Origin of the sequence: Scytonema hofmannii PCC 7110, assembly GCF_000346485.2 — a bacterium.
Taxonomy (GTDB): Bacteria; Cyanobacteriota; Cyanobacteriia; order Cyanobacteriales; family Nostocaceae; genus Scytonema; species Scytonema hofmannii.
The window spans coordinates 3,486,849-3,508,958 of record NZ_KQ976354.1 but is presented as its reverse complement, the minus strand read 5'-3'; the positions used below and the strand labels follow the sequence as shown (position 1 = coordinate 3,508,958).

22 protein-coding genes are annotated in these 22,110 nt (G+C 41.5%); 12 read left to right on the top strand and 10 right to left on the bottom strand.

All coding sequences use genetic code 11. From position 1 onward, the window contains the following. Positions 1-43: 43 nt before the first annotated feature. From WA1_RS59795 to WA1_RS14935, 3 genes are all read right to left on the bottom strand, one after another. Complete coding sequence (locus WA1_RS59795) at positions 44-238, bottom strand: nucleoside phosphorylase-I family protein (protein WP_272819140.1); 195 nt, start codon at positions 236-238, stop codon at positions 44-46. Next, a complete protein-coding gene (locus WA1_RS14940) occupies positions 235-2,598 on the bottom strand; it encodes a S9 family peptidase (protein ID WP_017742555.1) in 2,364 nt (787 codons plus the stop codon). The genes WA1_RS59795 and WA1_RS14940 overlap by 4 nt, the downstream gene beginning before the upstream one ends. Before the next feature lie 85 nt (positions 2,599-2,683). Continuing rightward, the gene (locus tag WA1_RS14935) at positions 2,684-3,286 is read right to left on the bottom strand and encodes a TetR/AcrR family transcriptional regulator (RefSeq protein ID WP_017742554.1); all 603 of its coding nucleotides are present in this window, start codon (positions 3,284-3,286) and stop codon (positions 2,684-2,686) included. 76 nt (positions 3,287-3,362) lie between these two features. Here WA1_RS14935 and WA1_RS14930 point away from each other — a divergent pair, with 76 nt between their 5' ends. Both WA1_RS14930 and WA1_RS14925 read left to right on the top strand, forming a co-directional pair. Then, a complete protein-coding gene (locus WA1_RS14930) occupies positions 3,363-3,815 on the top strand; it encodes an acyl-CoA thioesterase (protein ID WP_017742553.1) in 453 nt (150 codons plus the stop codon). A 106-nt stretch (positions 3,816-3,921) separates the two neighbouring features. After that, the gene (locus WA1_RS14925) at positions 3,922-4,584 is read left to right on the top strand and encodes a polysaccharide deacetylase family protein (protein WP_017742552.1); all 663 of its coding nucleotides are present in this window, start codon (positions 3,922-3,924) and stop codon (positions 4,582-4,584) included. A 49-nt stretch (positions 4,585-4,633) separates the two neighbouring features. Here the strand turns inward: WA1_RS14925 and mltA are convergent, their stop codons facing one another. The 3 genes from mltA to WA1_RS14910 form a co-directional block, all read right to left on the bottom strand. Next, positions 4,634-5,929: a murein transglycosylase A gene (gene mltA / locus WA1_RS14920; RefSeq protein ID WP_017742551.1), complete on the bottom strand. Its 1,296-nt coding sequence runs from the start codon at positions 5,927-5,929 to the stop codon at positions 4,634-4,636. A gap of 66 nt (positions 5,930-5,995) precedes the next feature. After that, positions 5,996-6,187 (bottom strand): hypothetical protein, encoded by a 192-nt coding sequence (locus WA1_RS14915; RefSeq protein WP_017742550.1) that lies wholly within the window; start codon positions 6,185-6,187, stop codon positions 5,996-5,998. Between the two features lie 224 nt (positions 6,188-6,411). Continuing rightward, entirely contained in the window at positions 6,412-7,944 is a 1,533-nt protein-coding gene (locus WA1_RS14910; RefSeq protein WP_017742549.1) for an AAA-like domain-containing protein, read from the bottom strand. A gap of 742 nt (positions 7,945-8,686) precedes the next feature. Between WA1_RS14910 and WA1_RS14905 the strand changes: the two genes are divergently transcribed. Then, the gene (locus WA1_RS14905; protein ID WP_017742548.1) at positions 8,687-11,455 is read left to right on the top strand and encodes a CHASE2 domain-containing protein; all 2,769 of its coding nucleotides are present in this window, start codon (positions 8,687-8,689) and stop codon (positions 11,453-11,455) included. A gap of 15 nt (positions 11,456-11,470) precedes the next feature. Here the strand turns inward: WA1_RS14905 and WA1_RS14900 are convergent, their stop codons facing one another. Beyond that, complete coding sequence (locus WA1_RS14900) at positions 11,471-11,677, bottom strand: hypothetical protein (protein ID WP_017742547.1); 207 nt, start codon at positions 11,675-11,677, stop codon at positions 11,471-11,473. A gap of 422 nt (positions 11,678-12,099) precedes the next feature. On the opposite strand from WA1_RS14900, the gene WA1_RS56950 reads away from it, so the two are divergent. The 3 genes from WA1_RS56950 (at position 12,100) to WA1_RS14890 (ending at position 13,355) form a co-directional block, all read left to right on the top strand. Further along, on the top strand, positions 12,100-12,273 hold the full coding sequence (locus WA1_RS56950) for a hypothetical protein (protein ID WP_017742546.1): 174 nt from the start codon (positions 12,100-12,102) through the stop codon (positions 12,271-12,273). A gap of 82 nt (positions 12,274-12,355) precedes the next feature. Further along, a complete protein-coding gene (locus WA1_RS14895; protein WP_017742545.1) occupies positions 12,356-12,682 on the top strand; it encodes an ArsR/SmtB family transcription factor in 327 nt (108 codons plus the stop codon). 220 nt (positions 12,683-12,902) lie between these two features. Then, positions 12,903-13,355 carry a hypothetical protein gene (locus tag WA1_RS14890; protein WP_017742544.1) on the top strand — a complete coding sequence of 151 codons (453 nt, stop codon included), beginning with the start codon at positions 12,903-12,905 and terminating at the stop codon, positions 13,353-13,355. 53 nt (positions 13,356-13,408) lie between these two features. On the opposite strand, the gene WA1_RS14885 is transcribed toward WA1_RS14890, so the two are convergent. Beyond that, complete coding sequence (locus tag WA1_RS14885; protein ID WP_017742543.1) at positions 13,409-13,705, bottom strand: hypothetical protein; 297 nt, start codon at positions 13,703-13,705, stop codon at positions 13,409-13,411. A gap of 133 nt (positions 13,706-13,838) precedes the next feature. On the opposite strand from WA1_RS14885, the gene WA1_RS14880 reads away from it, so the two are divergent. After that, positions 13,839-14,075 (top strand): hypothetical protein, encoded by a 237-nt coding sequence (locus tag WA1_RS14880; RefSeq protein ID WP_017742542.1) that lies wholly within the window; start codon positions 13,839-13,841, stop codon positions 14,073-14,075. 270 nt (positions 14,076-14,345) lie between these two features. Here WA1_RS14880 and WA1_RS14875 read toward each other — a convergent pair whose 3' ends face one another. Then, positions 14,346-14,729, bottom strand: a complete 384-nt coding sequence (locus WA1_RS14875; protein ID WP_017742541.1) for a hypothetical protein — start codon at positions 14,727-14,729, stop codon at positions 14,346-14,348. A 235-nt stretch (positions 14,730-14,964) separates the two neighbouring features. On the opposite strand from WA1_RS14875, the gene WA1_RS14870 reads away from it, so the two are divergent. The 5 genes from WA1_RS14870 to WA1_RS14850 all read left to right on the top strand — a co-directional run bounded on the left by WA1_RS14870 (position 14,965) and on the right by WA1_RS14850 (position 21,606). Next, positions 14,965-16,050, top strand: coding sequence for a GNAT family N-acetyltransferase (locus WA1_RS14870; protein ID WP_017742540.1), 1,086 nt, complete (start codon positions 14,965-14,967; stop codon positions 16,048-16,050). Between the two features lie 185 nt (positions 16,051-16,235). Next, a complete protein-coding gene (locus WA1_RS14865; RefSeq protein WP_017742539.1) occupies positions 16,236-17,159 on the top strand; it encodes a DMT family transporter in 924 nt (307 codons plus the stop codon). A 379-nt stretch (positions 17,160-17,538) separates the two neighbouring features. Next, positions 17,539-19,242: an alpha/beta hydrolase gene (locus tag WA1_RS14860; RefSeq protein WP_017742538.1), complete on the top strand. Its 1,704-nt coding sequence runs from the start codon at positions 17,539-17,541 to the stop codon at positions 19,240-19,242. Positions 19,243-19,535: 293 nt separating this feature from the next. Further along, positions 19,536-20,423 (top strand): tRNA pseudouridine(55) synthase TruB, encoded by an 888-nt coding sequence (gene truB, locus WA1_RS14855; RefSeq protein WP_017742537.1) that lies wholly within the window; start codon positions 19,536-19,538, stop codon positions 20,421-20,423. Between the two features lie 133 nt (positions 20,424-20,556). Then, positions 20,557-21,606: a threonine aldolase family protein gene (locus tag WA1_RS14850; RefSeq protein WP_017742536.1), complete on the top strand. Its 1,050-nt coding sequence runs from the start codon at positions 20,557-20,559 to the stop codon at positions 21,604-21,606. A gap of 202 nt (positions 21,607-21,808) precedes the next feature. On the opposite strand, the gene WA1_RS54975 is transcribed toward WA1_RS14850, so the two are convergent. Then, on the bottom strand, positions 21,809-21,949 hold the full coding sequence (locus WA1_RS54975) for a hypothetical protein (protein ID WP_017742535.1): 141 nt from the start codon (positions 21,947-21,949) through the stop codon (positions 21,809-21,811). Positions 21,950-22,110 lie beyond the last annotated feature (161 nt).

Here is a 22,110-nt window from a genome sequence, read left to right as displayed (position 1 = left end):
CAAGCCGTACCCGGCTTATCGCGAAGCGCAAGCTGTACCCAGCTTATCGCCCATTGGGTAAAACACCCATATAACTATTCAGCCCGCGATTTTCCGACAAAAGACGCACCGAATGTAAGTAAGAATGAGCAATTAACTTTGCCCGTTCCGGATCGCCAGACAAAAGAGCAATGCTTGGTGGATTCTCCCCAAGGTCATCTCGTCCAAACCCAATATGATACAACGTGGCATTAATCATTTCAGATACTTATCACACCAGTTCACCATTTCCCAAAGTACATGAGCTACTGCTTCCCGAGAGTAATAGCCGTGGTCTTCTAATGGTAATATCACACTGCGAACAGTTGCTCCCAACCCTTTCAATGCTTCATACAATCTTTCGGTTTGGAGAGGATATGTACCGGCATTACTATCTTTTTCTCCATGAATAAGTAAAAGTGGGGCTGTGATTTTAGCAGCATGAGTAAAGGGAGACATATCAATGTAAGTCTCTGTCGCTTCCCAAAAATGGCGCTGCTCTTGTTGAAAACCAAAAGGAGTCAAAGTGCGATTATACGCCCCACTCCTAGCTATTCCCATGCAGAATAAATCTGTATGCGCTAATAAATTCACCGTAGTAAATGCGCCATAGGAATGCCCGCTAATACCAATACGATGAGGATCGGCAACACCCCGATCAACCACACAATCAACTGCTGCTTTTGCTCCTGCAATCAATTGTTCCACATAAGAATCATTTGGCTCTACATTATCTTCACCAATAATTGGCATTGTCGGACCGGAAAGAACTGCATAACCTTGAGTTAGCAAAAATAAAACAGATGCATAACTCGGACGACTGAAGGTATTTTCAGAACTATTAATTTGCCCTGCAAATTCCTTATCTTTAAATTCCTGTGGATACACCCAAAATAAAATTGGCAGAGTCCCATCACGAGTGGCATCATAACTAGGAGGCAAGTAGAGTTTTGCAGATAATTGCACGCCATCTGCCCGTTGATATTTGACTAACTCACTTTGCAATCCAGCTAACTGAGGAGCAGGGTCTTGGTAATGAGTGATCGCCTGAGGAATTTGGTTGTTAGTCCGATTAAACAAAAAATAATTGGGTGGCTCAGTTTTGGATTGGCGGTGAGAGATCAAAGTTTGTGCTTCATCATCTAGCATATAGGAAATATCTTCAAAATAAGGGTCTTGACATTGCCACAGGCGTCGTATGTCCCCAGTTTCTAAATCCAGACTATCCAAAAATGGGTGAACACCGTTGGGAGATGCCCCACGACCACTGAGATAAATGGTATTACTTTGTGGTGCAAAGCGTAAAACTCGGTATCTATGAGGACTTAAAGTTGTCATCGGTGACCCCGGATCGGTGTACTTATCTTCAAAACTGCGGTCAAATAATAATTGTGGAGGTGAGTCGGGCGCTTGTGGGTAGATGCGCCAAACCCGCTCTTTACGCGTGTCGTACCATCTTTCCCACACCAGGGCTACATCTTCCTTGCCCCAAATAATATGATTAAAGCGATATTCAGATTGCCAAAGTTGCTTTGGTGTAGCTGTAAAAGGTGCTTCTAATTCATACAAAGCATCCCGTTTGGCAACATCATTGGTAGGATCGCCTTCATCTAAAGCTTCTACCCAATGCAATGTCGCTTCAGTATCATTCCGCCAAGATATTTCTCTTCTTCCTGTCCGCACTTCGTCAAATTTTGTTGTATGGCGCATGAAAAGTGGCACGTCAGCAACTTCATAAATCAATTTGCCCGTGTCATCTATCACTTGAAGGGTTTTGGGAAAAAATGAGGCTGGTAGTTGATAAGAAAATGGTCGGTGCAGCTGAGTCAGTAGAAGATATTTGCTATTTGGGGAGGGTACAGCCTCATAAATAAGACTTTCTGATACTAGTAGTGTGCGCTGACCATCTAAAGTCACTTTTTCCAAGTTTGCGGTTAAGTAGTATTCAAATAACGCCTCATCGTGAGGGTTTTTTAGGAGATTTGTGTAGGTACGACTTGGACTTTTACCGCTAAAGTTTTCTTGAATGATAGGTCCCGAAGGAACGTTTGGTTTAGCTGGGGGTTCTCCTCGATGGGTTGGAATGAATTTGCAAATCAGTGCTTCATCAGACAGCCAACGGTATGGTTCTCCATAGGCTGCATTCAGTGTTGGCTCGGTTATTTGTTGCGAGGTAAGATTATCGACATCTACAACCCACAGTTCTAATCCCGTGTCTTGAGTGAGGGTAAAGGCTAGTTTTTGACTGTTAGGTGACCACCTAATATAGCCAATCTGAGCGCCTTCAGGTAGGACTACTGTTCGATCGCGATCTCCTACACTGACTGCCCGAATTTTTAAATTCTGGTAGAATGACAGGCGTGAGAGTGCATTGGTTTTGGGATTTAAGAGCAACCCTGCCAATGGAATTTCTGGCTCTGCAAAGTGAGCGATCGCCTGTAATGATGGTTTTTCTAACTCTACCATCCATTGACGATTGGGAGAGAGCAGGATGGTTGGTGGAGATGGTGCATTAAGAATTTGAGCGATCGGTTCTGGGGGAGACTGCCAGATTTGTTCAATACTTGAGGGGTTTTCCATTCTACGTCGATAATGCGTGCCTGTAATCTCAAAGTAACAACATTTTACGAACTTTTCTATATTTAATTTGGGTGCATTTTACTGACTACTCAACAGTTGCCTGAACTAAAGACGCGATCGCATTTTCGATCCGTTGCCATCCAGTTGGTGAACTAAAGTCAATTCCCAAAAACGTATTGCTGACTTTGGTTCGCAGAACTAGATAAACAATTCCAGCAATCAACACTGCAGCGATCGCTGGAATATCTTTATCTGACGGGAAGGAACACTTTTGTCTCAAAAATTCCACACTATCAATTGCTACCCGATCTCGCACCGTTGCCAACTCATGGGTTAACTCATTACCTTCAAGTAACTCCCACCGCATAATTTCCTGCGTAACAGGTCGTTTTTGCAAGTCATCTAAAAAGTGCGTTAAGAACAAAATCATCCAGTCAGCCAGCGATTCGGCATCGACATCTGTTTCATTCCCAACTAATTCTTCAACTGTAATCCAGTAGTTACCCTCTTTGCCAAAGGTTTGTAGCAGGGAGGGAAGGTTCTCAAAATATCGATAAATCAACACTTTATCGACGCCTGCTTCACGGGCGATCGCATTCACCCCCAATTGCTGAAAGCCTGATTCTGCCAAGAGTTTACCAACTGCTGCCAGAATTCGTGCCTTTGTTTCTTCTTTATCGCGAGCCATGAATCGTTCTCATCTACTTGTCACCATTTAGTGACTATGTTACATTGTCACTAGATGGTGACTTAAAGGATGCAAGATGAAAAAGATTTTTTTTGAGTTAGAGGTGTATTCTTTCCACATTGATTTCATGGGACATGTAAACAACATTGTCTATATCCAATGGATGGAAATTGGACGGACAAAACTTCTCGAAGCCGTTGGGATGCCAATACAGGAAATCTCTCAGCAAGGGTTTGTCCCGGTACTAGTTCAAACCAACATCACCTATAAATCGCCGCTTTATTTGGGCGATCGCGTGCGGGTGGAGACGTGGATTTCTGAACTAAAAAACGCATCTGCTATCATGCAATTCCGCTTTTATAAAGAACAGGAAACGCTGGCTGCAGAGGGGTGGCAAAAAGGATTGTTTGTAGACAGAGAAACAATGCGTCCAAGACGCTTGTATCCAGAGGAACGGTCTTTATTCATGGCTTACGTGCATTCAACGATAGATACTCAATCTGCTAATTTGTTAATTGGTGTATCGTAACAACGATGATTTTTGATTTACTTATAGCAGCGTAGATCGCTGGTATAGAGCTAATAGATGGTCAATATCTTTTGGTTATAATGTGCAGAGGAACTTACAACTCTGTATGCAGCTTGCTCCGCTTTTCCCACTCTTTTACCGCATTCTCAAACCCACGTTCCCTAATTGCCTTTGGTGCGGGGATGCCAATTCCAAATTTGTTGCCCTGACGTTCGATGATGGACCTCATCCTCAGTACACGCCGCAACTGTTGAAAGTTTTGGATCGTTACAATATTACAGCTAGTTTTTTTTGGTTGGGTGCTTGTGTAAATCGATCGCCTCGAATAGCGCAAGAAATCTTCGATCGCGGTCACTGGATTGGATTGCATGGCTACGATCATCGAAATTTTCCCATGCTATCTCCAACTGAACTCAAGCAAAGTTTAGAGAAAACCCAAGCAGCTATTTATGATGCTTGTCAGCTAGAACCCGAAAGAGTACGTGATGTCCGTCCCCCAAATGGATTATTTACACCTGCAACATTAAACTTATTGCATCAGTGGAATTACCGCCCCGTGATGTGGAGTGTTGTTCCAGAAGACTGGGTGCGTCCGGGTGTAACCACTGTGATACAGCGAGTTCTCAAGCAGGTGTGTAATGGTTCACTGATTGTTTTGCATGATGGTGCTTGTGGCGGACAGGATGTTGCCGAAACAGCAGCAGTTTTAATCCCCAGATTGATAGAACAAGGTTATCAATTTGTAACGATTGATAAATGTTGGGAGTAGGGAGTAGGGAGTAGGGAGTAGGGAAAATAACTTAATGCCCAATGCCCAATCACAACTTCAACAACAGATAGTATAATTGACCGCGACTGACTGTGACACCAGCACGATCGCCTGCGACTTGACCAGTACCTAGAAAATAATCTACTCTACCTGCGCCTTTGATTGCACCTCCTGTATCTTGATCGAGAACGTAACGACTCACAATCCGGTGTTCCATTTTGCCAGTAGCTTTGTTCACAAAGGGAAAAGATGCTCTAATCAAAGCCAAGGCACCAGGAGGCATTAGAGATTTATCCGTTGCTATTGAACGCTCGGCTGTGAGTGGTACGCCAATAGAACCTCGTGCGGGTGAGCCGTGGTTCTCTTGAAAAAACACAAAGCTGCGATCGCGAGGAATATAAATATTTAAGTCTTGTGGATATTTCTGGAAATATTCCAAAATAGTTGGCATAGTCATTCCTTCTAGTGGAAGCTTGCCATCTTCTGCTAGTGATTTCCCAATACTTTTATAGTTATAAGCAGTATTGCCAGCGTATCCGATAGTTGTTTGCTTGCCATCAGGAAACTTCAATCGAGCCGAACCCTGTATTTGTGCTAGATATGGTTCCAAGCGATCGCGAAACCAAAACAACTCCTGTCCTCGCAATCGACCTTTTGAGGCTTGCAATCCATCAGCACCTTCTAATTCTAAGCGTGTAGGATGGGGTCTTAACCAAGATTGTAAATCTTGAGGTAAACGGTAAACAGGATAGCGATATTCTACTGTGGGAACGCGACTGGCTGCATAAACTGGCTCGTAGTAGGCAGTAAACAAAACCGAGCCTTTGCTGTCACTTCCTACAGATTGGTACAAGACAAATTCTCTTGCGATCGCTGCATTAAGATCTATGGGAGATTTAGATTTTTGCAGAAGTTCGCGGAACCTTCGTAAACTTTTAATCACACGTTCTTGTGTAATTCCCTCTACTTGATAACCTTGGTAAGGTGCGGCAGCGTTATTGGAAGACAAATATTGCAGGCTGCGATCGACAGATGTTATCAGTGCTTTTTTGTCTGGGAGTTGATTGTTTTCTCCCCATAATTGCTTATCCAGACAAGAGATATCATCTTTGCAACAAGGAAAAGGCGACTTTTGGATGGGTACTAGTGGTGGTATAACAGGCTTTTGATTTGTGGGATTTTGAGGTTGATTTTGAGAGGTTACAGGTAGTTCCCACTTTGCCACCCTACATTCCGGTGGACTCAGTTGATTTTGTGCCACTTGTTGCACGGGTACTAATGCGATTAAAGGAGCAACGGGAAAGCCAATGGCTATGGTAGCAAGTGCTTTTCTCTTCCGGAACATAGGGCTGAAGCATCCAAGGAGGCATGAAGTGTGTAGTATTTTAACCACTGACCCCCTCAATTGTCACTAGAGCAACAAATCAATAATGATAATTGCCAATCCTCCCAAAACGTGTAACACAGCAAAGATAAATGTGATACGCCCCTTTGTTGTTTTAAGATTTAGTTCGAGGTTAGCAACTCTCAGACTACCACCAATCCAAGCAACTACACCAATTATTGCAATTATCAGCCCAATTAGAGTCGGAGTACTTAGCATCCGATAAAACCCTCCTAATCTCAATAGAGTTGGTTCTAGGTATTGTAGAATTTCTCAATCAATAATCATCATTACTCAATTATTATTAAACAAGTGGTTGGTGGTTAGTGGTCACGTAATCCCAAAAACCCGGTAACTTTATCGTTGAGCATACGATATATCAAGCTTGACCACAGAGAGAAACCGGGTTTTTTGCCCCGTGGTTACTGGTCACTGGTCACTGGTCACTGGTCACTGATTATACTGGTAGTCTGTTTTTGATTGTTAACCACTTTTTGCTGATATTGATGGACAATGACTCCTCCCAACATGAGAGTTTTCAAAAAAGCGATGCTTAAAGTCATAATCAGTAACCGTTGTGCTCTAGCAGTTTTCTTTTCTTGTGCTAACCTTCTTCTCTCCTCTGTAAGGCGAGCTTCAACTTCTTTAAGTCGTTGTGCTTCTAATACTTGTTGCATCTCTCGCCGATCTAATTCGTTAGAAACAGCTAAAAACTGATAATCTAAGTCGGTTAAGCTTTTGCCTTGCGACCAAATTTGAGCATCAATTAATGCTTTTCCGCGCAATAACCTTGAAGAATCTGTTTGCTTTGACGCAATCCAAGCATCGAAAGCTTGAGAATAGGGACGCAGAAATCCTAATTGCTTTTCTATCCACGCTAAGTTGAAAACTTCTTGATAAATCCGGTTCTTCACTTGAAGATAACCTTGTTGTCTGACAACCAAACCTGATAACAGCAATTCGATTTGCTCTCGACTGTCATCAGTTGGAACTTTCTCTCCCTGCAAAATTTTTTGATATACGCCAAGCAGTCTTCCTGCACGGTGCGAATTTGCTAGGATGCGATCGCGGATTGTTCGCAAATGTTCTGGATCGTCTTGAGATTCCCATTGATCGATCAGCCTTTCTCTGACAACCCTTTCTACCCAAAATGCTTCTGTCCCAGGAAATATCGATACACCTGTTGTTTTGGATTTCTGAATAAAAGTGACAATTAGCTGACACAATTTTTGGGTGAGAAAGGGCTGTCCACCAGTCCAATCCAATATTTCTTTCAAAATTGCTTGGGGTGGATTCACTGGTATATCTGCCAATCCTTTGACTAATGGCTGTGCTTCCTTTAATTGAAACCCGTGAATTTCTATAGCTTTTCCAATATTAAATGGTGTACAAGTTCTATCTTGAATTAAATCTGATGGGGTTGCTACTCCAAAAATTGCAAAAGTAACACGATTATAGTTAGGATTGGTAGCCCGTTGATTGTAACAGTAGCGGATTAAGGCAAAGAAATCGTCTACTGAAAAGTCTAGGCTGAGAATACTATCAATCTCGTCTATAAAGATAAAAAGTCTTTCATTAGGAAATTCTACTAACAGAACTTCAGAGATAAAGCGGCTCAATTTCTGCAGTAGAGAGATGCCTTCCTGCTCGCTCCACCAAGCCTTGAAGTTGATTTTCTTATACAGCTTGAAACCAGAACATAATTCAGCCACAACTCCCTTGTACCACTGTAATGGAGTGATGTTTTCACTACCGATATTGGTCATATCTATCGTGGCGCATTTAAAGCCTTGCTCCTGCAATCGCTGACGCGTTTTAACCATCAAAGAGGATTTGCCCATCTGCCTTGAGTTGAGAATGTAACAAAACTCTCCCTCTTTCAAGGCGTTGTACAATTCCGAATCTGCTTTTCTTTCTACGTAACTCGGTGCATCAGTAGTGAGGCTACCACCAATCTGGTATTGGTAGAGGGTCATTGTGTCTAAACAGTATTTGTGTTATATAATACCACGTTTTACTCAAAAATGCCAAGTGTATCTCTCACCACTAACCACATTTCTAACGATTACTACTTTCAAGATTTATTTTCTTCAAACTTTGCTCTATTTGTTTCCTGCCTTTTCCTTCTTTTCTTACAATCAAATTCCTTACTAAATCTACTTTATAAAGTGTATACTAATTTCACTGTAAATGATATTAATAAATAGAGATAACACTATCAACTCACAGCCCAGTCATACTAGGTAGAGTCATGCTGATGCTTTAAACATCTCCTGCAATAATTTCAGATAAACTTCTTTTTTTAGTTGTATGCTGCATTTCTCCTAAAGTGTCAGTCTTAGTAGCCACGCTTTTACAGTGGTTCTTCTAAGCTGGTAGGAATGTGAGGTCAAGCTCTAACTCGATTGGTAGCTTGATATTAAGGTGTTGTTATCAAATGATAAAATATAAAGAAGACATTTTCCCTTTTTCAAGGAAGTATGCGTCCATTCGAGTAAGTTAAACCCTTAGGTTATTACCATTGAAGGGTTTAGTCTAAGACGAAGAATGCGATCGCGAAGCGCAAGCTGTACCCAGCTTATCGCCAACTGATAAAATCTCTATTTTTTGTAAAAAGTTTCTACAATGAAATGAACTCTTTAATCTAGAAAAGGAGGAATGAGACTCAGTAGGCTTGGGTGTGAAACAGTGGAAATTTGATATTACTTAAGTTGTGTAATGAGTGTCTATGTATATCAAGTAGGTGGTAGTCTGAGGAGTGATGCTCCAAGTTATGTGGAGCGATCGGCTGATGAGGAACTCTATGAAGCACTCGGAAATGGTGAATTTTGCTATGTCCTCAACACGAGGCAAATGGGCAAGTCTTCCCTATTAGTAAGAACCAAGCATCGTTTGCAGCAACAAGGGTTCCAATGTGCAAGTCTTGACATGACAAATATTGGCAGCGAAACAGTGACCCCTGCTCAATGGTACAAGGGAGTTGTCGCCGAGTTATGGTCTGGGTTTAAACTGTCAAAAAAACTCAATTTGAAGACCTGGTGGCAAGAGCACGAAAGTGTTTCTTTACCCCAAAGGCTGAGTAAATTTATTTCTGATGTTCTGCTTGTCAATATACCAGAAAGGCTTGTTGTCTTTATTGATGAAGTGGATAGCATTCTTAGTCTTGATTTTCCAGTAGATGACTTTTTTGCCCTGATTCGGTTTTGCTACAACCAACGAGCTATCGATCCAGAATATCAACGCATTACGTTTGCTCTGTTCGGAGTGACGACACCTTCGGATTTGATTCAAGATAAAAAGCGCACTCCGTTTAATCTTGGTAAAGCTGTAGAACTGCAAGATCTTTCTCTAGAGCAAGTTCAACCTTTAGCAGAGGGATTGCTGGTAGAGACAACATCTAGCGCGTCTGCACAAGTGCCTGTCATTCTGAAAGAAATTTTAGCTTGGACAGGAGGACAGCCCTTTCTTACACAAAAATTGTGTCATTTAATACAAATTTCCAGCCAAGAGCCAGTGAGTGGTGGTTTAACGATTCCGCGAGGTACAGAAGCTTTTTGGGTAGAAAGTATTGTCAAGTCGCGTCTCATTGACAAGTGGGAATCTCAAGATGAACCTCAGCATTTAAGGACTATTCGCGATCGCCTCTTAACTAATGAAAAAACAGCAGGACGCGTGTTGAGTATATATCAACAAATACTTGCGGGAGAAAATGTATCAATCGAGGACAGCCGAGAACACGTAGAACTACATCTGTCGGGTTTGGTTAGCCGCAAACAGGGAAAACTAGAGGTAAAAAATCCCATTTACAAAGCTGTTTTTAGTGAAGAATGGGTTGCCAAACAACTGGAGAGTATGCGTCCTTACGCACAAAATATGAAAGCTTGGATTGCTTCCGAACAGCAAGACGAGTCGCAACTTCTCCGAGGTCAGGCATTACAAAAAGCCCTGGCTTGGTCTGAAGATAAAAAGCTCAGCGATATAGACTACCGTTTTTTGGCCGCCAGTCAAGAATTAGCAAAACAAGAACTTGAAAAATCTCTGGCTTTAGAGAAACGCGCAAGACAAATTGAGCGAGAAAAGGCGCAATTTGCACTACAAGCAGCAAGACGAGCATATCATATCTTGGCTGATGTGCGGAAAGTTGCCAGACAGTCCGCCCAAAATATAAATTTACGGAAAGCATGGATTACAAGAATTGCCGCAGGTGTTGCAGGCTTACTCATTGTTTTGCGTTTGACTGGGTTGTTACAGGGTATGGAATGGGCAACACTAGATAACTTTTTCCAAGCACGTTCTCCTGCAGCAATCGATCCCCGGATTGCGATTATCGCAATTGATGAGTCAGATATCAAGAAAGTGGGTCATTATCCAATTTCAGATCGGATACTCGCTCAAGCACTCCAGACTTTAAAAAGCTATAAACCCAGAGCCATCGGACTGGATTTGTATAGAGATTTACCCGTGGAACCGGGTCATCAAGAATTAGTAGAACTGTATAAAACGACTCCAAATCTAATTGGTGTTGAGAAAGTCGTAGGAAGTAAAGTTGCCCCACCTACTGTTTTGTCTAAGTTAGGTCAGGTGGGAATGGCAGATCAAGTGTTGGATGGAGATGGTAAAGTGCGCCGCGCCTTACTTTCAGTTCGCTCTCAAGAATTTGAGTTGCGCTTCAATCTGGGCTTGCGACTGGCATTACTCTATTTAGAAGCTGAAGGGATCGAGCCCAAACCTCTTCCCACATCATCCCATCACATCCACTTGGGAAAAACTGTGCTTGCTCCCTTTAGACCAAATTATGGTAGCTACGTCCGCAGTGATGCAGGCGGCTATCAAATCTTACTTAACTTTCATGGAACTGAAAAACAGTTTCAGATTTTTTCCTTGACTGATTTATTAGCTAAGCGTATTCCACAAGATAAAATTTACAATCGGGTTGTGCTTATTGGCTCAATAGCGGAAAGCATCAATGATATGTTTCAAACACCTTACAGCAGTCGCATATTTGATTACCCATCTCCTATGGCAGGAGTTACATTGCACGCAAATGTTGCCAGTCAAATTCTGAGCGCTGCTTTGGATGGGCGACCAATGCTAACAGTTTGGCCTGAACCGATCGAGTGGCTTTGGATTCTTTTGTGGTCTGGAATAGGAGCAGTATTGAGTTGGCAAGTTAAAAGACTTAGAAATATGATATTTTTCCTTGCGATCGCAGGTGGAGGAATAATAGCAGTAAGTTTCCTCGCCTTTTTAAAAGGTTGGTGGATTCCTGTTATCCCTCCACTGATTGGAGTTGTTGTTGCAGCCATTGCGGTACAGATTTGTGTTAGCAGGTACTTGGAGAAAATACAACTGCGTGAAACTGTAAAGCTATTAGTTGCGATCTCCAGGGAGCAACCCGCCGAAGGACAAATTGCTATGGAGTATCTCAAGCGAGCAGAAAGTAAAGAAAATCAAGCGCTGATTGAGAAAGTTCTTCGGAATTTGTAAAATTGCTATTAGCTATTAGCATTTAAACATCAACGCTTTCATAGGCAGTTTGCGGGAACCAGCACCAGAGGTCTCTCTTGGTTCTCCCTCTCCAGGAGGTTCAAAACTCTCTTGAAACACGATATGCTTTTGCAAATTATTGTTTTGAAGTTCTAATTTTGCCTGAGCACAAGTAGCAAAACTAAAGCCCAAAAGAATATGCATGGATATATTCAAGGGCATAAATCTTAACAGAAAATATTTTTGCATCATTAGGCAAGGAGGGATGATATAGCGGTCGTCACTTGCATTCAATATAAATTTGTGGGGTAGACAAATTCTCTGCCCCATATAGGTAGTTTCTAAATTTCACCCTGAAACCAATGTATCGAAGAAAAGTTGGATAGTTGACTCCATCAGTTACTGTATCTACGGTAACGATTTAACAAACTGAAGGTTGCCTGCCATATAATTTATAACAGAGTTCATACTTAAGAACGATAAACTATTAATGAAGAATCTATGAAATATCATCCTAATATGTCAGATTTCCTGACTTTTCTACATCCCGTAAAAAGACTTCAAATTTTTCATGAATGATTGTGTATTCCTATAGTTATTTAAAAAAAAGTAGGAAAAGTCATAAAAGCAAGAAAGTCAAGTAAATGACAGATAAGGTACTGCCTGCGCTCAATACCGAGGGATTGCGGCAACAGATTCAGAGAACTTACAACGCCCCTGTTGCAGGAATACTCTCTGTTTGTGAAGAAATGTTTCATTTAGCGATCGTGACATTTTTTGCTAGTGCTACCCACAACATCCTTGGACTCAAACTGTAAGTAGAATTGCCAAACAATTAAGCGAAAGCGATCGCGATTTCTAGTTCACAATAGAAACAGGTATCTCTATCAAAATAAATTGATGCAAAGCTCCTCAGTTGCTATTTCCGATCTTGTTGTCGCTGGTTTCCATGCGCTTTCCGATCCACTACGGATTAATGTAGTGGAACTCTTGCGAGACAAAGAACTTTGTGTATGTGACTTGTGCGATACATTGGGAGTCACCCAGTCAAAACTATCTTTTCACCTGAAAAATCTTAGGGAAGCGGGTTTAGTTCGCTCGCGTCAAGAAGGACGTTGGATTTACTACAGTCTGAATCTACCTCAATTTGTCGTTTTAGAGCAGTATCTTGCAGAGTTCCGCCGCTATAGCCAAATGTTACCCAATCGGATATGTAAAGATTCTTAACAGTACCCAGTGACCAGTGACCAGTGACAGGTTACCTGGTTACTGATTCGGTCATTTTCCGAAAAGATATTGCTTGGGTTTGTAGTAATGTAATAACCAATTCTAAACAAGATTGGTAAGTAAAGAATTTACATATTTAATAAATACGTTTATGAGTATAAAAAATACAAAGCTATACCCTAAAAGATTGCTTTTTTGTCTAATTGCAGTATGTGGTGTAATGGGTGCTGTAATCCCTACCAGTGTGTCATCTCAAACGACTCCAAGGAACTCTTCAACGTCTTTTAGGGTCACTTCATATCAAGGGACTTATTTAAAAAGGCGAAGGGATTGGTACAAGCAATCTCCTGAAATCTACGCACAGAGTGCCAAGTGCCACGCTAGCTACAATGAAAGACTGATTGCTTTATCTTATAGAGAGCCTTATGATTTAACCCCTGTTAAAATTACGAATGCAGACTCTACTTATTTAGGTAATGTTGAACGACCTGAAGATTACTGGGAAGTGACTCTTCAAGAACCGCCTGTTAAGTGTCGCGATCGCCAAAATGAAGGTAGGCAGGAAATTTGGTATATTTACAAGCAACACGTCAACTTAGGGCTGCAATTTCGTCAAACCTCTTCCTTTGCTATGCCAAGAATACCTCTAAGGTTGAGAATTAGGAGTAGATAGAGGTAGGAAAAAATCGGGGTCAGGGAAGAACCCAATGCCTATCTTCCCAAATTTTATTCCCAAGTAGAGACAGGACGTAGCACCTCAGGAATTTCCCCTTGAGACACGGGAAATTCCAGAATAGTTTCTCTCAACCCTAAGTACCTGGATTCAGCAAAAGATAACAGCATCCGCGTCAGTGCAAACCAAACTTCAGACTCGTATTCCCAATCTCGATAACGTGAAGCTTTACCAGCAATAGAACGCAATGCCCAGAAATAACTATTCCTCACTACAGACCCGCCCTTCTTATACTCTGGCACGTCTTCATGGTGAATCAAAAGAACTCCGCTGTCGATTTTGGCTTTCATGAGAAGGATTGTAATTCATCTAAAGTAGTAAGGTGAGAAAGATATTTTTGTATCTTAAAACAGGTACCAGTGTTTCCCGATAATCGAGTAACCTCAAAGTATAGTCTTACCCATTCCATATTTGAGAAGGTTCATGCAACGAGTCTTATCCATCTCAGTTGAAGAGAAAGAACGATTATTTCACACAGAGCTTGTCAAACACGGAGTAAGCTACTCTGACGCTGCACGAGTTGCTAAGATTTTAGCATCTGAAAAACCAGATGAGCTTTTAACTGGTGAGGAGATACAACTGACTACAGAAGCTTGCAAAATATGGTTAAAGCAACACAAGCGCTTGACATCACTTATAAAGTATACTTGCTGGTCTTAGAGGATGTTTGTAAAGTCTCAATTCATGATTGTCTTGGCGAATGGAATTCGCGTCTATACAGGCAAAACCCACCTACGTGGGTTTCAAAATACTAGTCCGCGTAGGCGGACGAGCGTTTGTATAGTAGCGAATTATATGAGGCCAGGACTTTTAAAACATCCTCTAAGGTTAACTTGAAGAGTGGTGAAACACCAACTCTGCCCAACCTTTGCTATGTTTTACGACAAATCAAGTCACAGATTGCAAGGCTGCAATCTGTGACTAAACTTATTATCTCCAAGGAGAGCGGTAATAGTCTCGATCGCGGTAGCGCCGATCGTAATTCCTACCACCGCGATAGCGATCGTAATCCCTAACTCGATAATAGCGATCGCGTGGGTATCTGCGGTTGAATTGTCTTTCTTCTCTCCTTAAGCGGCGCATTTCTCGGTGAATTTCTCGGCGGCGTTCGCGAATTTCTCGGCGACGGTCTCGGTAGTCATCATCCCTATCTGCTATAAGTATTGAGTTACTCCTAGTACCAACAATTTCCTGTTCTAACCCAACCGTTTGTGTGTTAGACAGTGATGCAATAGCGACAGGAGCCGTAAAAATAGAAAGCAAAGGAGCGACTATTAAAGATAAGCTAATTTTGAATAGAGTTGTTCGGTTCATACTCTTTACCTCTGGTTTTTGCCATAGTAAATCTTCTCAAGCAACACAAGCTCTTGAATCTGTTTCGCTACGATCCCTCTAACTTCTAGTATAACAATCCTAAATTATTCGCGAACAGTTAGATCCCCGACTTCTTTGAGAAGTCGGGGATCTGGACACAGTGAATTTTCACGTGCTAGTCTCATCAATTATTGTAGTATGCTTGTAATTTAGTCCTGCTAGGTGACGCATACTCATGACAGTAAAATTTGAATTTAGCCAAGTGACAGGTCAAGAGGACGCTCAAAAACTAGGAAATATCATTGCCCAGTGTTTTATCAGTCCTCAGGAAAACACTGATGTCTATTTTAATCGTATCGGCTTAGAAAACTTTCGTCTCATTCGTCGCGATCGCCAGATTGCAGGTGGGCTTGCAACTATTCCCATGAATCAGTGGTGGGGTAGTTCCCGTGTCCCCACGATCGGACTCGCGGCTGTGGGTATTGCACCAGAACATCGCGGAGATGGATCTGCGATCGCATTACTACAGCACACCCTAAAAGAATGCCATACCAACGGAGTTCCCATCTCCAGCCTTTATCCTGCGACTCAGCGTCTTTATCGAAAAGTAGGCTACGAACAGGGAGGATTTTTTTGTTCTTGGGAAATATCTACCAATAGTATTCAAATTAAAGAACAGCCCCTTCCCTTGCGATCGGTTTCTCCAGAAGAAGAAGCATTTCATAACCTTTATCAACAAAAAGCAAAACTTAACAACGGATACCTAGACAGACATCAAGCCATATGGCAGCAAATTATTAAACCTGATGATAAAGAAGACGTTTACGCCTATCTTATGGGTACGATAGACCAACCCCAAGGTTACATCATCTTCAGTCAGCACCAAGATCGGGATGGCTCTTTTATCAGAATTAGAGATTGGGTAGTTCTTACACCTGAAGCTGCACAAACTGTTTGGAGTTTTCTTGCCAATCATCGCTCTCAAATTGAGTCTGTGCGCTGGAAAGGGGCTGCGATTGACTCCCTCACTTTACTTTTACCAGAACAAACAGCCCAGCAAAAATCTACCTCACGTTGGATGTTACGTATAGTAGATGTTGCTAAGGCGCTCGAAAAGCGAGGTTACTTAAGTGCAATTCAAGCAGAACTGCACCTAGACATTAAAGATGACCTGCTTCCAGAAAATAATGGTAAATTTACCCTATCTGTCGCCAACGGACGTGGTGAAGTCAGAACTGGTGGGAAAGGAGAGATGAAGCTAGACATTAGAGGATTATCACCCCTCTACACGGGCCTGTATTGCAACAAGCCGGACATCTAGATGCAACAGCAACAGCCCTTTTAGCAGCAACTCAAATCTTTGCTGGTGCATCCCCAAGTATGTCTGATTACTTTTAAAGAGTTAGTAGTTAGTAGTTGGTTGTTAGTCGTTGGTGGTTGAGGTACTAATAACCACTAACCATTAACCACTAACCACTAACCACTAACCACTAACCAACAACCAAAATGCATACTACCTCTGGTCACTGGCGTTTAGGGCTAGCATTATCACTGCTGACCGTTCTCTTGTGGGGAATTTTACCTATTGCTTTAGCGATCGCTCTACAAGTTCTTGATGTTTATACGGTAATTTGGTTTCGCTTTTTGGTGTCCTTTGTATTGTTAGCTATTTATCTGGGATGGCGAGGGAAATTACCTACTCGAACTCGCCTGCGTTCAACTTCTTGGGTACTATTAGCGATCGCAACTCTTTTCCTAGCAGCGAATTACCTTTTTTTCATGCAAGGTTTAGCAATGACTTCACCAGCCAATGCTGAAGTCATAATTCAGTTAGCACCTCTACTTATGGGTGTTGGAGGTTTAATGCTTTTCAAAGAAAGGTATAAATTACTTCAGTGGATTGGCATAAGTATTCTGATTGTAGGGCTAATCTTATTTTTTCACGAACAATTGAAGAACTTAATTACCACTCAGGGAAATTACCTTGTAGGTAGCGGCTTGATTGTTGTAGGAGCCATAACTTGGTCAATTTATGCCTTAGCACAAAAACAGTTGCTACAATCTTTATCCTCTCCCAGTATCATGCTCATTATTTACGGAGGATGTAGTTTATTTTTCACTCCATTTGCCAACCCAAAAACAATTTTTACACTGAGTTTTTGGCATTTTACCATTCTACTTTTTTGTGCCTTCAATACTCTGATTGCTTATGGTGCTTTCGCGGAGTCTTTAGAACACTGGGAAGCATCACGTGTCAGTGCAGTATTGGCTTTAGCACCCATTGTAACTTTAATTGCAGTTTGGGTTGTATCAGTCCTATCACCAAACTTGATAACACCAGAATATTTGACTTTACTAGGAATAGTAGGAGCGGGTTTAGTCGTGTTAGGTTCAGTTACAATTGCTCTAGGGAAATCCACTACAAAGTGAATATTTCTCGACAATCGACCATCAGTAAATAGTTATCACTTATCAAAAAAGTATGCTATTTTTTATTTGTTAAATAAATTTTGTTACCTGTAGAGACGCTTCTAACAGCGCGTCTCTACGAGACACTAAGTTTTGTCGCCTCCATTTTAAATACTGAATTGGTGTTCTAGTCCCTGTTCATTGGTCACTAGTCACTGGTCACTGCTTACTGGTCACTGTTCACAAAGATTACCCCCTGTAGATACTAGTCTTTAGTAACTGCTACCTGTTAAGTTTGTTATTTTGAGGCACATAAAACTAACCATCACTTCCAGGGTGAGTGCATAACTACCACGCAATAAAGCCTCCTCAAACATCACCGGATTGCACAGTTAAACCGATGAACAACTTATTTGGTCATTGGACTAGCGCCCTGAGAAGAAATTCCCTACCGCTGGTTCTCTCTGCTTTGCTGCCAACATTTGGAATAGGTAATTCTGCCTTTGCCGCCGAGCGAATTTATGGGTCGTATTCAGCTTTTGAGCGTTCCATTTCCATTAAGGCGTTAGAAGATTACGCCAAAACAGGTGCTGTTGATAATGATTTGGACGTTTACAAGCAGTATCTCAAAAAAGGGCAACTCCAGCAGTTGCGGCGAGTATTACTTACCCCCATCAAAGTTAGCCATGTCGCCATTTCCCAATTTCTCTATACTCCACAAGGAGAATTTTTACTCAATCGTTTGGGAGAAGTGATTAGAACGGAATCTCGCCAACCAAAAGCAGGGTTACACGCTTTACGTTCGGCGCTGATTCTAGCGGCGACTGAACCGGAAGGTTTAACTTTACTAAACATATTGCGTAAATATCCCAGCCGTAGTATGCATATTGACTTGGCACGTACTATGGGCATAGCATCGGAGTTAGAAAAACTCGTCAATGAAACCAAACGCGCAGTCGCCGCAGTCGAAGAAAAGTCAAGCATAGAAGCAGCTTCCAGCAAACTACCGTTCGGCCTTTCTCTCAAGCAAGATTTAAGGAGAAGAGGACAATATAGATGGCAAAAACAAACCCTAAAGTTTTTCGACGCTACCCGCAACCGATTTTTGCTGACTGATATTTATCTTCCTAACGTTCAAAATCGGGTTCCTATTATCGTTGTTTCTCACGGGTTGGGTTCGGACAGTAGTAACTTTACTTATGTAGGAACTCACCTTGCTTCTCACGGCTTTGCTGTTGTTGTTCCCAATCATCCCGGTAGTGATACCAAGCAATTGCGATCGCTTCTCAACGGCAAAACAAATGAGGTTGCACCACCAGATGAGTTTCTAAACCGACCTGTGGATATCAAATATATATTAGATCAGCTAGAAGATCGTAATAAATTTGACTCTCGTTATAAAGGGCGGCTCAATCTGCAACAAGTAGGAGTTTTTGGTCACTCTTATGGAGGCTACACGGCTTTAGCCCTAGCAGGTGCAAAGATTAATTTTGAGCAACTTGCAAAAGATTGTCGAGAAAATGCCATTAAAGATACTTGGAATTTATCCCTACTACTTCAGTGTAATGCACTCGAATGGCACCGGAGCGATGCTGCAAGGCAGCCGCTTCGCGAACGCAAAGTCTATGATTTTCGAGACAAAAGAGTCAAAGCCGTGATGGCAGTCAATCCAATTACCAGTAGTATTTTTGGAGAAGCAGGATTAAGCCAAATTCAAACTCCAGTCATGATTGCTGCTAGTAGTGATGATACCATCGCTCCAGCTTTATACGAACAAATATTACCTTTTTCTTGGATTGAAAATTCACAAAAGTACCTAGCAGTCATTTCAAAGACAAGCCATTTTTCAGCAATTGGAGAAGGTAAAAGAAGTGCAAATCAATTTTCATTACCATCAGAACTTGTTGGAGAAGATCCAAGCCTTGCACGTCGGTATTTAAATGTTTTGAGTTTGCCATTCTTTGCAACTTATGTTGCAGGAATGCCAGAATATACCACCTTTCTCAATGCTGCTTATGCCAAAGCAATATCTGGTCAATCTGTCAGTTTGAGTTTTGTACAGTCTTTGACAACAAATGAATTGGCACGAGGGTTTAAGAAGTGATTTAGTCTCCCCTGCTTTGTTCTAGCCAGGTGTCCGTTGTTCAAGGTTAGAATGCGCTTGCCGTCGGAAGCCAGCAATGCCCACCACATAAAGCTTTTGGTGGGCTTTAGCCCTACCTACTTAGATTTTAAAAAAATCAAATAGGATTGTTATAGCAGTCCTAAATCATTTGTGAGAAACAAGATCCCCGACTTCTTTAAGAAGTCGGGGATCTGAGGATTTCAATTCTTACAAATTAGATAGATTGCTATAATAAATCGGATTCAAACAAATAAAAACTATAAAAACCTACCGTGCAAGGCTTTCTCAATCTCAACAAACCATTTGGCTGGACTTCCCACGATTGTGTGGCGAAGACACGAAAACTTTTACATCTCAAACGTATAGGACACGGTGGAACTCTAGATCCAGCAGCAACAGGGGTGCTACCTATGGCATTGGGTAAAGCAACTCGGTTATTGCAATACCTTCCTGGGGAAAAAGCATATAAAGCGACAATTCGCTTGGGTTTGCATACTACAACTGATGACTTGCAGGGCGAAATTGTTACCTCACAACCTTGTCAGGATTTGCGTTTGGAGACAGTGAAACCTGTACTGCAACAATTTGTAGGCAAAATAGAACAAATCCCGCCAATGTACAGCGCTATTCAAGTTCAAGGAAAACGCTTGTACGATTTAGCACGCAAAGGCGAAACTGTCGAAGTACCCATTCGTATAGTCGAAATTTTCCATCTGGAAATTTTGGATTGGAGGGAAGGAGAATTTCCAGAATTAGATGTCTCCATTCATTGTGGTGCTGGTACTTATATTCGGTCAATAGCTAGAGATTTGGGAACCGCTTTACAAACTGGTGGCACTCTTGCTGCTTTGGAACGTATTGCAAGTAGTGGGTTCCATTTAGCCGAGAGTGTAACCTTGAGCGATTTGGAAGCACAACTACAAGCTGGGACTTTTCAACCCATTCCTTCTGATACACCATTACAGCATCTTGCATCTGTAACTTTAGCAGCAACTTTTGCCCAAAAATGGTGTCAGGGACAGCGCATGGGTGTCATTCAAAAAATTTCAGGAATGGTAAGGGTTTATCATGAAGATGGACGCTTTTTGGGAATTGGTCAAGTGCAGGATTCCACTGACAATCCGTTGCTCATCCCGGAGATGGTATTTGAGGCAATTTAAAATAGGGAGTAGGGAGTAGGAAGTAGGGTGTAAGAAATTTTCATTACCTCGTTGTGGGATTTTGCCGTGATTAACTAGCTGATTTGATAATATAGAGTATTTTCTAGACTAAAAGTAAAAAAGTAAATAGCTTATGGATTCTAATTTAGAGCAATTTGCCAGTGATAATTCCTCCGGTATTTGTCCGGAAGCATTGGAATACACAATTAAAGCAAACCAGGGTAGCGTTCCTGCTTATGGAAATGATATATGGACTCAGAAAGCTACAGACAGTTTTCGAGAGTTGTTTGAAATTGATTGTGAGATATTTTTTGTTTTTAATGGCACTGCTGCTAATTCATTAGCATTGGCTTCATTATGCCAGTCTTACCACAGCGTTATCTGCCACGAAACTGCACATATTGAAACTGATGAATGTGGTGCTCCTGAATTTGCTTCTAATGGCTCTAAACTGTTACTAGCAAAAGGACAAAATGGTAAGTTAACTCCAGATGCAATAGAAGAAATTATCAACAAGCGAGCCGACATACACTATCCAAAACCGAAAGTGATTAGTTTAACTCAAGCGACAGAATTAGGTACGATCTATTCTATAGATGAATTAATTGCTATTAAGTCTATGGCTAAAAAATGCAATTTAAAAATTCATATGGATGGAGCACGTTTCGCTAATGCTGTGGTTTCAATAAATAAAAGCCCTGCCGAATTGACATGGAAAAGTGGGGTAGATGTTTTGTGTTTTTGCGGCACAAAGAATGGGATGGCGATGGGAGAAGCAATTATTTTTTTTAATCAAGCTTTAGCGGAAGATTTTGCCTATCGTTGCAAACAAGCAGGGCAACTTGCATCAAAAATGCGTTTTATTGCTGCACCTTGGCTTGGTTTGTTAGAAACGGGTGCTTGGCTCAAGAATGCACTTCACGCAAATCAGTGTGCTGAATATTTAGAGAACCAATTGCTACAGCTAGAAGGCGTTGAGATTATGTTTCCCAGGGAAGCTAATAGTGTTTTTGTCAAATTGCCCGAACTAGCGATCGCACAATTACGAGAAAAGAACTGGCAGTTTTACACGTTTATTGGTGTTGGAGGAGTGCGATTTATGTGTTCTTGGAATACAACTCAAGCAAGAATGGATGAATTAGTTGGTGATATTAAAGAAGCAATTGGAAGAATAAATAATTAATGATAAAAATTGAGCTATATGAATCATAAATGATTTATGAAAAATTTTAAGTACTGTAGGGTGGGCAATGCCCACCAAAAATATCATGTGGTGGGCATTGCCCACCCTACGTACAGTTCAAAAATCAAATAGGAGTCCTATAGTATGAGGCTATCATTAATTAAACTTTGCTAGTAACCAACGAGTAATAGCTCCATCATCTTCAGTTCATGTAACCGTCATCATAGTAAAATCTAGCACGTTCCAAGGTGGGGTCATCTGCAAAGGTCAGAAAATCTTCCCAGGCTGCCTCTACCCAGGTATCTGTAGGAACAGTATCTATCACTGGCGCTTGATTAAGCATAATTGGGGAACCTGCATAGTGTGTTTGCTATTAAACTTAGTTTAACAATGCTTCACCACGACGATTACGACGTGATAAAAGGTATTGTCAAAAAAACCGGGTTTCTCACAGCGCGAACAACTCTATCCTTGTAGTATTGAGTCCCCACTCCCTTTATTTAA

Coding starts and splice junctions, on each gene's coding strand:
- WA1_RS14915 (WP_017742550.1), bottom strand. CDS start 6,187: ATGCTAAGTACTCCGACTCTAATTGGGCTGATAATTGCAATAATTGGT.
- WA1_RS14895 (WP_017742545.1), top strand. CDS start 12,356: ATGCAAAGCTCCTCAGTTGCTATTTCCGATCTTGTTGTCGCTGGTTTC.
- WA1_RS59795 (WP_272819140.1), bottom strand. CDS start 238: ATGATTAATGCCACGTTGTATCATATTGGGTTTGGACGAGATGACCTT.
- WA1_RS14940 (WP_017742555.1), bottom strand. CDS start 2,598: ATGGAAAACCCCTCAAGTATTGAACAAATCTGGCAGTCTCCCCCAGAA.
- WA1_RS14870 (WP_017742540.1), top strand. CDS start 14,965: ATGACAGTAAAATTTGAATTTAGCCAAGTGACAGGTCAAGAGGACGCT.
- mltA (WP_017742551.1), bottom strand. CDS start 5,929: ATGTTCCGGAAGAGAAAAGCACTTGCTACCATAGCCATTGGCTTTCCC.
- WA1_RS14905 (WP_017742548.1), top strand. CDS start 8,687: ATGAGTGTCTATGTATATCAAGTAGGTGGTAGTCTGAGGAGTGATGCT.
- WA1_RS14880 (WP_017742542.1), top strand. CDS start 13,839: ATGCAACGAGTCTTATCCATCTCAGTTGAAGAGAAAGAACGATTATTT.
- WA1_RS14935 (WP_017742554.1), bottom strand. CDS start 3,286: ATGGCTCGCGATAAAGAAGAAACAAAGGCACGAATTCTGGCAGCAGTT.
- WA1_RS14865 (WP_017742539.1), top strand. CDS start 16,236: ATGCATACTACCTCTGGTCACTGGCGTTTAGGGCTAGCATTATCACTG.
- WA1_RS14900 (WP_017742547.1), bottom strand. CDS start 11,677: ATGCCCTTGAATATATCCATGCATATTCTTTTGGGCTTTAGTTTTGCT.
- WA1_RS14850 (WP_017742536.1), top strand. CDS start 20,557: ATGGATTCTAATTTAGAGCAATTTGCCAGTGATAATTCCTCCGGTATT.
- WA1_RS14860 (WP_017742538.1), top strand. CDS start 17,539: ATGAACAACTTATTTGGTCATTGGACTAGCGCCCTGAGAAGAAATTCC.
- WA1_RS14930 (WP_017742553.1), top strand. CDS start 3,363: ATGAAAAAGATTTTTTTTGAGTTAGAGGTGTATTCTTTCCACATTGAT.
- WA1_RS14890 (WP_017742544.1), top strand. CDS start 12,903: ATGGGTGCTGTAATCCCTACCAGTGTGTCATCTCAAACGACTCCAAGG.
- WA1_RS14925 (WP_017742552.1), top strand. CDS start 3,922: ATGCAGCTTGCTCCGCTTTTCCCACTCTTTTACCGCATTCTCAAACCC.
- WA1_RS14875 (WP_017742541.1), bottom strand. CDS start 14,729: ATGAACCGAACAACTCTATTCAAAATTAGCTTATCTTTAATAGTCGCT.
- WA1_RS14885 (WP_017742543.1), bottom strand. CDS start 13,705: ATGAAAGCCAAAATCGACAGCGGAGTTCTTTTGATTCACCATGAAGAC.
- WA1_RS54975 (WP_017742535.1), bottom strand. CDS start 21,949: ATGCTTAATCAAGCGCCAGTGATAGATACTGTTCCTACAGATACCTGG.
- WA1_RS56950 (WP_017742546.1), top strand. CDS start 12,100: ATGACAGATAAGGTACTGCCTGCGCTCAATACCGAGGGATTGCGGCAA.
- WA1_RS14910 (WP_017742549.1), bottom strand. CDS start 7,944: ATGACCCTCTACCAATACCAGATTGGTGGTAGCCTCACTACTGATGCA.